General features: G+C 63.8%; 11 protein-coding genes. 6 read left to right on the top strand and 5 right to left on the bottom strand.

The genetic code is table 11. From position 1 onward, the window contains the following. Nucleotides 1–17: 17 nt before the first annotated feature. Nucleotides 18–992, bottom strand: a complete 975-nt coding sequence (ylqF, locus tag AC07OE_RS01845) for a ribosome biogenesis GTPase YlqF (protein ID WP_495068857.1) — start codon at nucleotides 990–992, stop codon at nucleotides 18–20. 168 nt (nucleotides 993–1160) lie between these two features. Here ylqF and AC07OE_RS01840 point away from each other — a divergent pair, with 168 nt between their 5' ends. The 4 genes from AC07OE_RS01840 (at nucleotide 1161) to AC07OE_RS01825 (ending at nucleotide 6640) form a co-directional block, all read left to right on the top strand. Next, the gene (locus AC07OE_RS01840; protein ID WP_495068856.1) at nucleotides 1161–1562 is read left to right on the top strand and encodes a response regulator; all 402 of its coding nucleotides are present in this window, start codon (nucleotides 1161–1163) and stop codon (nucleotides 1560–1562) included. Beyond that, nucleotides 1559–4246 (top strand): PAS domain S-box protein, encoded by a 2688-nt coding sequence (locus AC07OE_RS01835; RefSeq protein ID WP_495068855.1) that lies wholly within the window; start codon nucleotides 1559–1561, stop codon nucleotides 4244–4246. The genes AC07OE_RS01840 and AC07OE_RS01835 overlap by 4 nt, the downstream gene beginning before the upstream one ends. After that, a complete protein-coding gene (locus tag AC07OE_RS01830; RefSeq protein WP_495068854.1) occupies nucleotides 4243–5982 on the top strand; it encodes a putative bifunctional diguanylate cyclase/phosphodiesterase in 1740 nt (579 codons plus the stop codon). The genes AC07OE_RS01835 and AC07OE_RS01830 overlap by 4 nt, the downstream gene beginning before the upstream one ends. A gap of 124 nt (nucleotides 5983–6106) precedes the next feature. Next, the gene (locus AC07OE_RS01825; protein ID WP_495068853.1) at nucleotides 6107–6640 is read left to right on the top strand and encodes a hypothetical protein; all 534 of its coding nucleotides are present in this window, start codon (nucleotides 6107–6109) and stop codon (nucleotides 6638–6640) included. Nucleotides 6641–6661: 21 nt separating this feature from the next. Here AC07OE_RS01825 and gshA read toward each other — a convergent pair whose 3' ends face one another. Continuing rightward, complete coding sequence (gshA, locus tag AC07OE_RS01820) at nucleotides 6662–8203, bottom strand: glutamate--cysteine ligase (protein WP_495068852.1); 1542 nt, start codon at nucleotides 8201–8203, stop codon at nucleotides 6662–6664. 83 nt (nucleotides 8204–8286) lie between these two features. Here gshA and AC07OE_RS01815 point away from each other — a divergent pair, with 83 nt between their 5' ends. Next, nucleotides 8287–9501 carry a GGDEF domain-containing protein gene (locus AC07OE_RS01815; RefSeq protein ID WP_495068851.1) on the top strand — a complete coding sequence of 405 codons (1215 nt, stop codon included), beginning with the start codon at nucleotides 8287–8289 and terminating at the stop codon, nucleotides 9499–9501. A gap of 6 nt (nucleotides 9502–9507) precedes the next feature. Here the strand turns inward: AC07OE_RS01815 and AC07OE_RS01810 are convergent, their stop codons facing one another. After that, nucleotides 9508–10419: an SDR family oxidoreductase gene (locus AC07OE_RS01810; protein WP_495068850.1), complete on the bottom strand. Its 912-nt coding sequence runs from the start codon at nucleotides 10417–10419 to the stop codon at nucleotides 9508–9510. Between the two features lie 117 nt (nucleotides 10420–10536). On the opposite strand from AC07OE_RS01810, the gene AC07OE_RS01805 reads away from it, so the two are divergent. Then, nucleotides 10537–11391, top strand: coding sequence for an NUDIX hydrolase (locus tag AC07OE_RS01805; RefSeq protein WP_495068849.1), 855 nt, complete (start codon nucleotides 10537–10539; stop codon nucleotides 11389–11391). A gap of 73 nt (nucleotides 11392–11464) precedes the next feature. Here AC07OE_RS01805 and AC07OE_RS01800 read toward each other — a convergent pair whose 3' ends face one another. Continuing rightward, nucleotides 11465–12415, bottom strand: a complete 951-nt coding sequence (locus AC07OE_RS01800) for a tRNA dihydrouridine synthase (protein WP_495068848.1) — start codon at nucleotides 12413–12415, stop codon at nucleotides 11465–11467. A gap of 174 nt (nucleotides 12416–12589) precedes the next feature. Further along, complete coding sequence (ahpF, locus tag AC07OE_RS01795; protein ID WP_495068847.1) at nucleotides 12590–14146, bottom strand: alkyl hydroperoxide reductase subunit F; 1557 nt, start codon at nucleotides 14144–14146, stop codon at nucleotides 12590–12592. Nucleotides 14147–14164: the final 18 nt, after the last annotated feature.

Genomic DNA, 14164 nt, shown 5'->3' with positions numbered 1-14164 from the left:
TGCATAGTTCACGGGGGCTAGAGGCCATTTTCATCCTCACTCTCCACCCGCGGCGGTCGCGGAATCTTCTTGAAACGGATCTGGCGATCCAGCTCGATCGCGTCTTTCTTGAGCTGGCGCTCGGCGTCCAGCTTCTGGCCCGCGGCCAGCCACTGGGCGAATTCCTCGGGCGTTTCCAAGGTAATGCGGCCCAGCACGGCGGCGCGAAAGTCGTGGATCACGATTTCGGCGGCCTTCTGCAGATTGATCTTGCCGCCGCTTTGCAGTGCGCCGCGCTTGCGGCCCACGGCGTCCAGCAGTTGCTCGTCGGTCATCTCGGCCACACCGCTCAGCTTGTAGCGCACCTCCAGTTCGGTCGCGTAGTGCTGGCGCAAGTAGTCCAGCAGCTCCAGAGCAACCTCTTCCTCGTCAAACGCATTCTTGCCAATGGCGCCGCTGGCGGCCAGGTTGTAGCCGCTCTTGGCCACGATAATGCGCGGCCACAGCACACCGGGTGTGTCGTAGAGGTAGAAGTCGTCCGCAATGGTGATGCGCTGCTCCAGCTTGGTCACGCCGGCCTCGTCGCCGGTCTTGGCGGCGCGCTTGCCCTTGAGGGTGTTGATCAGCGTGGACTTGCCCACGTTGGGGATGCCGCAAATCAGCACGCGCATGGGCTTGGCCATGCCGCCGCGGTTGGGGGCCAGTTCATGGCAGGCGGCCACCAGCGCACGCGCGGGGGTGGTCATGCTGGCGTCCAAAGACAGTGCGCGCACGCCAGGCATAGCGTTGTAATGGGCCAGCCAGAGCGCGGTGCGTGCGGGGTCGGCCAGGTCTTGCTTGTTAAGCACCTTGAGCGCGGGCTTGCCCGCCGTCATCTCGGCCAGCATGGGGTTGGCACTCGATCCGGGCAGGCGGGCATCGAGCAGTTCGATCACCACGTCAATGGCCTTGATGCGCTCTTGGATCGCCTTGCGGGTCAGGTGCATATGCCCGGGGAACCACTGGATGGCCATGCGCGCGTTCTTTCTTGGGTTGGTAAAGGGTCAGGGCAGGATTGTCGGGCAGTTTGGGGGCAACTACGCATTCCCCCGTCTGGGGGAGCAGGCTACACTTTGACGGACCAGAAGAATATCTGGAGGCACCCAGCGCGTCGCCACGCTTTTTAACAGGGACTCCCGCACGTGAATTCACTTTTAAGCGCCAGCGTGCTGCTGGTGGAAGACATGGAAGAGATGCGCAACATCGTGCGTCGCCTGCTCGGTGCCATGGGGTTCACCAACATCACGCTGGCACGCAATGGCGAAGAGGCCTGGCAACTCATCCAGTCCCACTCGTTTGACCTGGTGCTTTGCGACTGGAACATGCCCAAGATGTCCGGGCGCGAACTGCTGGAGCAGGTGCGCCAGAACCCTGACTACGCCCTGCTGCCCTTCATCATGATCACCGGCGAGAACGCGCAGACATTTGTCCAAAGCGCGATCGACGGCGGTGTGACCGATTTCATCCTCAAGCCCTTTACCGCCGCCCTGCTGGAGCAACGCGTACACCACGCGCTGGGCCTGCCACCGGTGCCCACCCCATGAGCCTGCCTGAGACGCCTGAAGGCACCGCGCCGCTGAACCCTGCACAGCTGACCGAAACCCTGCGCGAGCTGCAGGCCCGCGAGAGCCACCTGCAGGGCCTGCTGGGCTCCGCGCCCGATTCCATCCTGGGCATGGACACCGAAGGCTTGGTCACCGACTGGAACCCCGGCGCTGAACGCGTGCTGGGTTGGACGCGCGAAGAGGCCCTGGGCCAGCGCATGTCTGAGCTCATCATTCCCCACCGATTCCGCGAGGCGCATGAAAGCGGCATGCGCCGCTTCCTGCGGACCGGCCATGCACAGGTGCTGAACCGCATCATCGAGATCACGGCCTTGCACAAGGACGGGCGTGAGTTTCCCGTCGAGCTGTCGATCTGGAACATCAACAACGAACGCGGCCAGGGCTTTGGTGCCTCCATCCGCGACGTGACCGAACGCCACAAGGCCCAGGAGTCGCTGCGCAACTCCGAAGAGCGCTACCGCTCGGTGGTGGAGCACCTGGGCGAAGGCATGTTTGTGGCGCAGTACAACCGCATCGTGTTTGCCAACCAGCAGGCCAGCGAGATCTTGCGCGTGCCCAACGAGGAAATCCTTGGCTCCGACCCGGTGGAGTGGATCCACCCCGACGACCGTGCCGACGTGCTGGCCCTGCGCCAACGCCTGGCCAGTGGCCAGGAAATTGCCCGCCACTACGAGGCACGTCACATTGGCCGCGATGGTGTGGTGCGCTGGCTCCACATCCGCCCCACGCCTGTGGCCTGGGAAGGTGGCATGGCCACGCTAACGTTCTTCTCCGAGATCACCGAGAGCAAGCAGATCGCGCAGGCTCTGCAACAGTCCGAAGAGCGCTACCGGGCCGTCATCGAGCATGTGGACTCCGGCATGGTGGTGTTGCAGGGCGATAAGCTGGTGTTTGCCAACCGCCGCGCGGCCGAAATCACGCGCATGGATCCGACGGAAATTCTCAACGTCGGCTTCTTGCACCGGGTACACCCGGACGACCACACGCTGATCCTGGAACGCCGCCGCCGCAGACTGGCTGGCGAGAACGTGCCCAGCAGCTACGAGATCCGCCTGCAGTTTGACGACGGCAGCGTGTGCTGGCTGGAGCTGGGCGTGTCCGTGGTGCCGTGGGGCGGAGAGCCGGCCACTATCACCTTCTTCTCGGATGTGACCGCGCGCAAGAACATGACGCTGGCGCTGCACCGGTCTGAAGAACGCTACCGCGCCGTGATCGAGCACTCTGGCGAAGGCATGCTGGTGGTGCAGGACGGCCGCTTTGTGTTTGCCAATTACCGCGCTGCTGAACTGGTGCAAATGACGCGCGAAGACATGCTGCGCGAAGGCTACCTGCACCGCATCCACCCCGACGACCGCGCCATGGTGGACGACCGGCGCAAGCGCCGACTGGCGGGCGAGGATGTGCCCAACCGCTACGAGATCCGCCTGCTGCTGCCGGGCAATGTGGTGCGCTGGATCGACATCGGCGTGACCGTGGTGCCCTGGGATGGCGCACCGGGCACGCTCACCTTCTTTTCTGACATCACCGAGCGCAAGCAAGCCGAGGAAGACCTGCAGCGCACGTCGTCGGAGCGCGAAGCCATCCTGCACAGCGCACTGGTCGGCATCGTGCTGTCGGTAGACCGCAAGCACCAATGGGTGAACGACAAGTACGCCGAGATGGTGGGCTACACCCGCGAAGAACTGCTGGGCCAGTCCACCGCCATGGTGCACACCGACCTGGAAGCCTGGGCGCGCTGGGGTGAAGAACAACGCGTGGCACTGCAAGCTACCGGCAGCTTTTCCAACGAACGCCAGTTGAAACGGCGCAACGGCGAGGTATTCTGGGTGCAGATGGCGGGCAGCCGCGTGCGTGCGGACGACCCTGATTCGGGCGTGATCTGGACGCTGCTGGACATTACCGAGCGCATCAAGGCGGAACAAAGCACGCGCTTTGCCCTGGAGCAGCAAAAGGAGCTCAACGAGCTGCGCAGCCGCTTCGTGGCCATGACCAGCCACGAGTTCCGCACGCCGTTGGCCACCATCCTGTCGTCGGCAGAGCTGCTGAAGTACTATGGCGACCGCATGCCCGCGGCCGACAAGATCGACGTCATCCAGACGATCGAAAACGGCGTGCAGCGCATGACGCGCATGCTGGACCGCGTGTTGCTGCTGGGCAAGGCCGAGGCCCAGATGCTGGATTTCAAACCCACGCTGTTGGACCTGGTGGCGCTGGGCCACACCCTGGTGGAAGACGCCAAGACCCAGCAACCCGACTGCCGCTGCACCCTGGTCACCGACTTTGATGTGCACCCCCCCACGGGCCTGTACGACGAAAAACTGCTGGGTCACATTTTTGGCAACCTGCTGTCCAACGCCATGAAGTACTCGCCCCAAGGCGGTGAGGTGCGCTTCAGCATGCGGCGCGAGTCGGACCAGGTGGTACTGCAAGTGTCCGACCAAGGCATCGGAATTCCAACCGAAGAGTTGCCGCACCTGTTTGAGTCCTTCCACCGGGCCAGCAATGTGGGTGAGATTCAGGGTACGGGCCTGGGCCTGGCCATCGTCAAAAACTCCGTGGACCTGCATGGCGGCAGCATCCACGTGACCAGTGCAGCAGGACAGGGCACCAGCTTCACGGTGCGCCTGGGCTACACCAGTGGTGCTGAAGGAACGTCGGCATGAGCGCGAGGATCGTGATCGCGGAGGATGAAACCGATATCCGCAACAACCTGAGTCTTCTGCTGCGCCTGGAAGGGTTCACCGTGTTCGCAGCCCCCAATGGGCGTGAGGCGCTGGAGTTGATCCGCACCGAACAGCCCGACATGGTGCTCAGCGATGTGATGATGCCGGAGATGACCGGCCACGAACTGGTGCGTGCGCTGCGTGCCGACGCAGCGGTGGCCCACACGCCCATCGTGCTGCTGACGGCCAAGGCCGACCGCGGCGATGTGCGCCAGGGCATGAACCTGGGCGCAGATGACTACCTGACCAAGCCCTTCCAGCGCGACGAGTTGCTGACCTGCATCCAGGCGCAACTGGAGAAGGCAGCGGCCCAGCAAACGGCCAGCCAGCGCCGCGTGGAACAGGCCCACCATCTGCTGCACTATGACGCGGCAACGGACCTGCCCAACCGCGCGCATTTCTTGCTGCTACTCAACGACGCACTGCAAGCGCCGCCGGAGCCAGGGGTGGCGCCCGTGCTGCTACTGCTGGGGCTGGACAACCTCGCGCAAATGGCCCAGGTACTGGGTGCCGGGCCGATGGACGCCTGCGTGGGTGCGCTGGCACGGCGACTGGCTGCGCTCACACTGAGCGAACCCATGGCCGAGGCCGGGCGCTGCGTGCTGGCGCGGCTGGGCGATGACCGGCTGGCCGTGCTGGCACCACGCTGGCCAGAGGGCCTTTCGCACCACGCCATCGCCACGCACCTGTTGGGTGCCATGGCGCAACCCGTGGCGGTAGGTGACGAGGAACACTTCCCCACCATCTCGGTGGCCGCGTGCACCCAGATTGCTGCGGGCGACCGGCCCGAGGTGGTGCTGGCCCGGTTGGACTTGGCGCTGGCTGCGGCCCGCGCACAAGCCGGTCAGCGTATCGTGGTGCATGACGCGAGTACGGCGCCCGACCTCAGCTCGGCCTTTCGCCTGCACAACGACCTGCACCGCGCCGTGGACCGACAAGAGCTGGCGGCTTTCTTCCAGCCCCAGGTGCTGGCGATAGGCGGCGCGGTCAAAGGCTTTGAGGCCCTGATGCGCTGGCAGCACCCCACGCTGGGCCTGGTTTCGCCGGCCAAATTCATCCCCATTGCCGAAGACAACGGCCAGATCGTGGGCATGGGTGCCTGGATGCTGCAACACGCCTGCCAACAGGCCGTGGCCTGGCAGGCCCTGCGCCCCGCAAGCGCGCCGCCACTGCGTGTGGCGGTCAACCTCTCGCTGCGGCAGTTTGGCGACCCGCTGCTGCTCCGCCACGTGGAGGCTGCGCTGGAAACCTCCGGCCTGCCGCCGGAGCAGTTGGAGCTGGAGATCACCGAAGGCACGGCCATGCTGGACCTGCACCACACGCTGGAGCTGCTGCGCCGATTCAAGGCCATGGGGCTGAAGCTGGCGATTGACGACTTCGGCACTGGCTATTCCAGCCTGGCCTACCTCAAGCGCTTTCCGCTGGATGTGTTGAAAATCGACCAGTCCTTTGTACGCCAGATCTGCACCGACCGCGATGACCAAGTGATTGCCCAGGCCATCATCTCGCTGGCGCACAGCCTGGGCCTCTCCGTGATTGCCGAGGGCGTGGAAACCCAGGCCCAGCACACGCTGCTGCAGGACATGGGCTGCGAGGAAATCCAAGGTTATCTTCATGGTAAACCCATGCCAGGCAACGAGGTGGCGGGCTGGCTACACGGCCACGCCGCGGGCTGAAGGACTGCACAACTTAGGCAGTTGGCTCTAGGAAAGAGGCAGGTTTTAAGGTGCCTTCACTAGGGGGCCTTTGGAGAATGCAAGGCAGTGTTTCTCCATTCAACCTACCCTGCAGGAGTTTTCCATGGCTAACAAGAAGCTGTCCACCGTGACCAATGAACTGATCGAGTCCTACGGCAACACCGCCAAGAACGTGATCAACGCCTACCGTGTGGGCAACGCCCGTGCCGTGGGTTATGTAGACCAGTCCTGGGCCAATGCCGTCAAGAAAGCAGGCAACCGCATTAGCGCCGAAGTGCGCACCAATGCCGTGGCTGCCCAGAAGAAGATCACCTCGCTGTATACCCAGGGCGTGACGCTGACCACCGACAGTGCCGACACTGCCGTGAACAAGGCCGTGGAACTGGCCGGCAAGGGCTTGGAACAAGTGGCCGCCAACGCCAGCCGCTTTGAAAAGAGCACGGGCCTCACCACACTGAACACCATCGCCGTGGCCGCCGTGCCTGCGGCTGTGGCCGTGACCAACGTGGCTTCCAAAATCGAAGCCAAGAGTGGCGCCCTGGTGAGCAAGATCGCCGGCTCCAAGGTGAAAGCCAAAGCAGCGACGGCCAAGCGCGCCGTGGCCAAGAAGGCCACGCGCGCCCGCAAAGCCGCTTAATTCAGCGGCAGCGAAAGCCGGTCAGGCCAGTGCGGCTTTGACCGGCTGGGCCTGCAACCTGCGTGGGGCCAAGTACTCCTGCAGGTAGATGCCAAAGGGCATGGTGTCGGCCGCCTCAATGGCGCGCTGCGCATCCCACGACTTTTGGGACTCCTCAGCAAACCCAGTAGCAGCCTCGGGCGCCAGCGGGAGCTCCAGCATGGCCGCGCGCGTCTGTTCGGACTGGCTGCGCACAAAAGACACGAACGAACCGTCGTGGCGCTCGGTGATCTCGCGCAACACGCGGGCCGATGGCAAGGTGTCCGGATGCTGCAAACCGTGCTCTGCGGCGCGCAAGGCATCCTGGTACTGGCTGCCACCGTGGGTGGCGTCCAGTGCCTGTGCAAAGGGCAGCATGCCATGCAGCAGTTCCTCGCCCCAGGCCTTCAATTCCACCATGGCATCACCGCGCTGCAGCTGCAAGCCAGGCTCGCGGCCGCGCTCGGCCACGGCATGCTGGTTGCGCGCCACGGCGGCAATTTCCTGCGGCGTATCGGGCGCGCTGGCGGACGACAGGCAGTGCAGCAGGAACACATCGAGAAAGCGCATGGTCTGGCTGTTGATGCCCACCAGCTCGAAGGGGTCCAGGTCCATCAGGCGCACTTCCACATACTCGACACCGCGCTCACGCAGGGCGTGCAGCGGGCGCTCACCCGCAAAGGTGACGCGCTTGGGGCGGATGGTGCCGTAGAACTCGTTCTCGATCTGCAGTAGGGTCGTGGCCAATTGTTTGTAGCTGCCATCAGCCGCCTTGACGCCAATCGCCTCATACGGTGCGTAGGGCTGGGTCAGCGCGCCGTGCAGTGAATGGGCGTAACCCTCCAGGCTGTTGTAGCTCACGGCGAGGGAAGACTGCGCATCGCTCTGATAACCCAGGCGCCCCATGCGCAACGAGGTGGCGTAGGGCAGGTACATGGTGCCGCTGCTGAGCGACTGCAACTGGTGCTGGCGCCCAGCTACAAACGATGAACACACCGCAGGCGATGCGCCAAACAAATAGAGCAGCAAAAAGGCGTGGCGACGGAAATTGCGGATCAGCCCAAAGTACTGCTCGCTGGACACATCGGGCAGCGACCAGTTGTAGTGGATGCCCGAGATGGTTTGCATGCGCCGGCCATAACGATGGCCCAGACCCATGCGGTACACGCTCTTGGACTGCCCCACGTTGGAGCTGCCGTACTGGCCAATGGGAATGGCATCGTCTTCGGGCAGACAACAGGGCATGCTGGAGACCCACAGACGCTCGTCACCCATGGCGCTCAGCGTGAATTGCTGGACCTGGGTGAGTTCGTCCAGACAGGCATCGGGGTCGGCGTGGACGCCCGTGATCAGCTCCACCTGGGATTCGCTGAAGTCCGTGGTGATGTGCGGATGCGTGAGGGCCGAGCCCAGGGCCTGGGGGTGCGATGTCATGGCCAGCATGCCGCTGGGCAGCGCGCGCAGGCTTTCCTTCTCCACCCCACGGCGGATTCCGCGCAAACGCGATGCTGTCAGGGCGCTCAAGGCCACTTGATTACTGTCCATGCCTACGGGCCCTTCCTCTTTCTGTGGGGCGCAAAGGTACCACAGGCGGCCGTTTGCTGCTGACCAGTGGAATAATGCCGCCCATGGAAACCTCGGAACTCATCGTCTGGTCCTGCATGCTGGGGGGATTCCTCACGCTGGCCCTGGTGGCGGTATCCGACTTGGTGATCAATCCTACTGTAGGTGCCTGGCGTGCGCTGGTCTTTGTCCTGCTGACCGGCTGGAGCTGCGTGATCATGTCGGGCCTGGCGGGCCAGCTTTTCCCGGAAATTCCGGCTCTGACCATGCAGGTCATGAAAGTCAGCATGGCACCGCTAAGTGGTGCGCTCGCGCTGACCTACCTGGGCCTCTGGCTGGGGGTGAAGCGGGATGACCGCACGGTCTACCGCAGCATGGTGTTTGTGTCCATGGGACTTATCACAACCTCGGTGGTAGCGACAGCCTGCGTCTTGTATGGCGAGGATCCCCAAAGTTCATCGCCCTTGCTGGTCACCGGGCTGTTGAGCGTGGTGGGCGCGCTGGTGGGATTGGTCATCACCATCCGCGCAGCCTTGCTGGGGGATGATCTGGCGCGCTGGATGGTGCTGGCCTGTCTGTTCCTGGTGGCCATGGTGGTGGGCATGTTTGGGCAGGCCCTGTCGCCCGGTGCGCTGGACTGGCCACTGATGGCCTTGATTGCATTCTGCACGCTCTGCCACTTCTTGCTGATCACGGCGCTCACCGTGCAGCGCAACCGCATCAACAAGCAGCTGATCCGCCTGACCAAAAAGGCCTCTAACACCGACCCGGCCACGGGCCTGCACACCGGCTCGGTCCTGGTATCCAAAGTGGACGATGCGTTTTGGCGCAGCGCCCGCCTGAAGCGGGAATGTGCGGTGGTGTGCCTGCACCTGGGCAATCTGTATGAGCTGGGGGAGTCTGCCGGCCATGGCGTGGAGCAACAAATCCTGCAGGCCATGACGGCGCGCATCCGGCGTGCTGTGGGTTTTCGCTATGTGGTGGGCCTGTACCACCCGCGCTGCTTTGTGGTGGTGATCTCTGCTGCGAAGAATGCACAGGAAGTGGAGCGCATGGTGCTGCGTTTGCGCACCGTGCTGAACCGGCCGCTAAAGATATTGGGCCTCAAAGAGGCCAGCCACACCTTCCAGCCGCGCTTTGGCATTGGTATTGCGCACAAAAGTGCGGTAGAAACCGACCCTACTGCGGTGATGGATGTGGCCGAACGGCGTGCGTTGGCGCAGTCTGGCGCGCCCCGCACACCGGAAGAATCTGCGCCCACCGCAGCAGGCGCACTGTAGAGCCGCTCAGCCCGCCAGCCGCGCAGACGCTCTGCTCACCTCTTGCGCCCCTTGGGCTGCACCGCTTTGCGGCACGGCTTCACCCACGCGGTCCATGGCCTCTTGCAGTTGTGCAGCCAGGCGCTCGGGGCTTTGCGCATCCAGCCCTATCCAGGTGCCCTGGGTCAAGGTGATGTGGGCGGCCTCCACACTGCCAGCACCCGCACACAGCGTAGTACGTGTGGGCGCATCTTCACTCACCAGCACCAGCATGGCGGGCACCACGGCTTCGGGCTTCAAGGCCTCCAGCACCGCAGGCGGCATCAGGTCTTCGGTCATGCGTGTGGCGGCCGTGGGAGCCAGGCTGTTCACACGGATATTGTTCTTGGCGCCCTCAATCGACAGGGTTTGCATCAGCCCTACCAGCGCGAGCTTGGCCGCGCCATAGTTGCTCTGGCCAAAGTTGCCATACAGCCCCGAGCTGGAGGTGGTCATGAGGATGCGGCCGTACTTCTGCTCGTTCATGTAGGGCCACACGGCCTTGCAGCAGTGCACGGCACCCATCAGGTGCACGTCTACCACCAGGCGGAAGTCGGCCAGCTCCATCTTGGCAAAGCTCTTGTCACGCAGGATGCCGGCGTTGTTCACCAGAATGTCCACGCGGCCCCAGGCATCTACCGCCTGCTTCACCATGGCCTGCACGGCCTCAAAGTCGGTAACGGACGCACCATTGGCCATGGCCTCGCCGCCGGCCGCGCGAATCTCGGCCACCACCGCTTCGGCAGCCGACAGGGAGCCGCCCGAGCCATCGCGTGCGCCACCCAAGTCGTTCACCACCACCTTGGCGCCACGTGCGGCCAGGGCCAGCGCGTGCTGGCGGCCCAAACCGCCGCCAGCGCCCGTTACGATGGCCACACGGCCTTTGAAATCCAGATGCATTGCTTATCTCCTTGGGTGATTGAAAGGCTAAGGGCTTGTGCGTATGGCCCCGACCTGCTGCACGTACTTTAATTCAAGCAATTGCTCACTAAAAAACAAAACAGAAAAGACAGTCCCATGCACGACATGCTTGAACCCGCCACTGGTGCACCGCGTGATGCCGCCACCGTAGTGTTGCTGCGCGACCGACCCCAAGGTCTGGAGGTGTTTTTAATGAAACGCAGTGGGCTGTCGGATACCTTTGGCGAAGCCTATGTCTTCCCGGGCGGCAAGCTCGACGCCCATGACAGCTCCCCCGCCGCCGTGGCCGCACTGGATCTCCCGGTTGACACGTTGGCCCGGCAACTGGGCGAGCCCGGTCTGGGTGGCGATATCGCCGCAGGTCTGTATGTGGCTGCGCTGCGCGAGCTGTTTGAAGAAGCCGGCGTGCTGCTGGCCACTGGCGGCACGCGCCCCGTGAGCCCGCAACCCGATGACTGGCAGGCCTGGGTAGCTGCTTCTCGCGCCACGCTGCAAGGCAGCGCGCTGCTACCCTGGAGCCGCTGGATCACACCCCGCATGGCAGCCCTGAGCAAAAAACGCTTCGACACACGCTTCTTTCTGGCGCTGGCTCCCGGCGACCAGGAGGCCAGCCACGACAACTTCGAAACCACAGCCAGCATCTGGCTTGCCCCCAAAGAAGCCTTGCTGCGCTACCACCGTGGCGAGATCGAGATGGCGCCACCCCAGATCATGAGCCTAGCCCATCTGGCGCGCTATGCCAGCACGGCAGAGGCGCTGCAGGCCGCACAGCACCAGCCGCCGGCCTGCATTTGCCCGGAAAATTTCACCGACAGCGGCGAAGTGATCCTCTGCTACCCCGGCGACCCGCGGCATTCGGTGCCCACCCGCGCCCTGCCCGGTCCCACGCGCCTGGCCATCCGCGATCGGCGCTTTGTGCCGGTGGACGGACTGGAGAGTTTGTGGGCCTAGCGCCCGCTGCAAATTGCTATTAATTCAGGAGCTACTAGTGCAATACTGACGGGGGCTAGAGGCCTATTTTCTTCTAAACCGGGATGGCGGATCGTATCCAGGCATCCACATCGCTAGGTATGACCAGCGTGCGCACCTCATCAAACGCGGTCTGCGCTTGCGGGTAGTGGCGGCGCAGCAGGTTGAGCCATTGCTTCACGCGGCCGGCCTGCTGCTTCCGCTCCAACCGTGTGCTGGCCACCTGCCAGAAGGCGTGCATCAGCGGCCCCAGAGCCTCCCAGCTCCAGTCGTCGCCCGGCTGGGCAATACTGCCCGGCACCGTGCCCATGGCCGCCAGCACACTGCGCCCCAGCGCGGGCCGCGCCACGATGCCACGGCCCAGCATGAGGATGTTGCAACCACTCTGCGCGACGGCGGCCTGCGCGTCTTCCACGCTCCATATCTCGCCATTCACCGCCACCGGCACACGCACGGCTTCGCGCACATCGGCCACACGGTCCCAATACGCCGGGGGCCGGTAGCCCTGGGCCTTGGTGCGGGCGTGCACCACAATCTCCGCCGCACCACCCGCCTCCAACGCCCGCGCGCAGTCCAGCGCCAGGCTGTCGTCGTTGTAGCCCAGCCGCATCTTGGCCGTGACCGGAATGTGGGCCGGCACCGCCGCGCGCACTGCAGCCACGATGGTGTGGAGAATCTCCGGGTCTTGCAGCAGCGTGGCACCGCCGCCGTGGCGGTTCACCACCTTGGCGGGGCAGCCAAAGTTCAGGTCAATGCCGGGCGAACCCATCTCGGCCAGGCGGGCCGCGTTCTCTGCCATACACACCGCGTCTGAGCCCAGCAACTGAGGCCACACCGGCACACCCGCATAGGTTCGCGCGCCAAAAGCCAGCTCGGGCACCGTGCGCAACAGCGCCTTCTCCGACATCAGCGTGTGCGTGATACGGATGAACTCCGACACGCATTTCTCCACCCCGCCCACACGGGTCAGGATGTCGCGCAAGACAAAGTCGAGAAGCCCCTCCATGGGGGCCAGGTAGATACGAACTGGCACAGAAGTAAATGCAAATGGGTGGACGAGCGATTGTCCACCGGAAGCCCAGGGGGGCAGGCGGGGCCAAGTGGCGCAGTGTGGCAAAAGACACAGGGTGCCGCAGCACCCTGTGTTATCAAGGCCCAACGCCGCGCCTGCGCGCCACGCTCAATGGCGAATCAAGTGGTCAAACGCACTCAGCGCCGCCTTCGATCCCTCGCCCGCTGCGATGACGATCTGCTTGAACGGCACCGTGGTGCAGTCGCCCGCCGCAAACACGCCCGAGGCGTTGGTGTGGCCCTTGGCATCCACGATGATTTCGCCAAATTTGCTGAGTTCAATCGTGCCCTTGAGCCATTCGGTGTTGGGCACCAGGCCGATTTGCACGAACACGCCTTCCAGCTCCACGTGGTGTTCCACGCCGGTCGCACGGTCCTTGTACTTGAGGCCGTTGACTTTGCCCTCGGCACCGGTGATCTCGGTGGTTTGGGCGTTGGTGTGCACGGTCACGTTGGGCAGGCTGTTGAGCTTCTTGATCAACACGGCATCCGCCTTCAGCTGCTCGGCAAACTCGATGACGGTAACGTGGGCCACGATGCCGGCCAGGTCAATCGCCGCCTCAATGCCCGAGTTGCCACCACCGATGACCGCGGTGCGCTTGCCCTTGAACAGGGGACCATCGCAGTGCGGGCAATAGGCCACGCCCTTGTTTTTGTACTCCTGCTCACCAGGCACGTTCACATTGCGCCAGCGCGCGCCGGTGGACAGGATCACCGTCTTGGCTTTCAGCGTGCCGCCATTCGCCAGCACCACTTCGGCCAGACCACCAGCCTCTGTCGCGGGCACGATCTTGTCGGCGCGCTGCAGATTCATGATGTCCACACCGTAGGAGCGCGTTTGTGCTTCCAGCGCCGCGGCAAACCTGGGGCCATCGGTTTCCTGCACCGAGATGTAGTTCTCGATGGCCATGGTGTCGTTCACCTGGCCGCCAAAGCGTTCGGCCGCCACACCCACACGGATGCCCTTGCGGGCGGCGTACACGGCGGCCGCAGCACCTGCAGGGCCACCACCGACGATCAGCACGTCGTACGGGTCTTTGGCGGACAACTTGGCCGCATCCTTGTCAGCCGCGCCGGTGTCCAGTTTGGCCACGATTTCTTCCACCAGCATGCGGCCGGAGCCAAACACCTGGCCATTGAGGAACACGATGGGCACGGCCATGATTTCGCGTGCGTTCACCTCTGCCTGGAAGGCACCACCTTCAATCACCGTGGTCTTCACCTTGGGATTGAGAATGGCCATGAGGCTCAGCGCCTGCACCACGTCCGGGCAGTTGTGGCAGGTCAGGCTCATGTAGACCTCAAAACTGAAGTCACCGTCCAGGCTCTTGATCTGGTCAATCACGTCCTGCTCCGCCTTGGGTGGGTGGCCACCGCTCCACAGCAGGGCCAGCACCAGCGAGGTGAATTCGTGGCCCAAGGGCAAGCCAGCAAAACGCAGGCTGGTGGCAGTGCCAGCACGTTGCAACGTGAACGAAGGCTTGCGGGCGTCCGTACCATCGGTGCGCAGGCTGATCTTGTCGCTGCGCAGAGCTTGAATCGTCTGCAGCAAGTCCAGCATTTCGGCAGAGGTGCTGTCATCGCCCAGGGAAGCCACCAACTCAATCGGCAGCGTCACGCGCTCCAGGTAGGCCGCGAGTTGGGCTTTGAGTGTGTCGTCGAGCATGGTGGTGTCCTTTTCTCA

It is taken from the genome of Rhodoferax sp. GW821-FHT09E07 (genome assembly GCF_059416145.1).
The sequence above is the reverse complement of the archived record's forward strand: the minus strand, read 5'-3'. Positions and strand labels throughout refer to the sequence as shown.

Coding starts and splice junctions, on each gene's coding strand:
- ylqF (WP_495068857.1), bottom strand. CDS start 992: ATGGCCATCCAGTGGTTCCCCGGGCATATGCACCTGACCCGCAAGGCG.
- AC07OE_RS01835 (WP_495068855.1), top strand. CDS start 1,559: ATGAGCCTGCCTGAGACGCCTGAAGGCACCGCGCCGCTGAACCCTGCA.
- AC07OE_RS01830 (WP_495068854.1), top strand. CDS start 4,243: ATGAGCGCGAGGATCGTGATCGCGGAGGATGAAACCGATATCCGCAAC.
- AC07OE_RS01825 (WP_495068853.1), top strand. CDS start 6,107: ATGGCTAACAAGAAGCTGTCCACCGTGACCAATGAACTGATCGAGTCC.
- gshA (WP_495068852.1), bottom strand. CDS start 8,203: ATGGACAGTAATCAAGTGGCCTTGAGCGCCCTGACAGCATCGCGTTTG.
- AC07OE_RS01815 (WP_495068851.1), top strand. CDS start 8,287: ATGGAAACCTCGGAACTCATCGTCTGGTCCTGCATGCTGGGGGGATTC.
- AC07OE_RS01810 (WP_495068850.1), bottom strand. CDS start 10,419: ATGCATCTGGATTTCAAAGGCCGTGTGGCCATCGTAACGGGCGCTGGC.
- AC07OE_RS01805 (WP_495068849.1), top strand. CDS start 10,537: ATGCACGACATGCTTGAACCCGCCACTGGTGCACCGCGTGATGCCGCC.
- AC07OE_RS01800 (WP_495068848.1), bottom strand. CDS start 12,415: ATGGAGGGGCTTCTCGACTTTGTCTTGCGCGACATCCTGACCCGTGTG.
- ahpF (WP_495068847.1), bottom strand. CDS start 14,146: ATGCTCGACGACACACTCAAAGCCCAACTCGCGGCCTACCTGGAGCGC.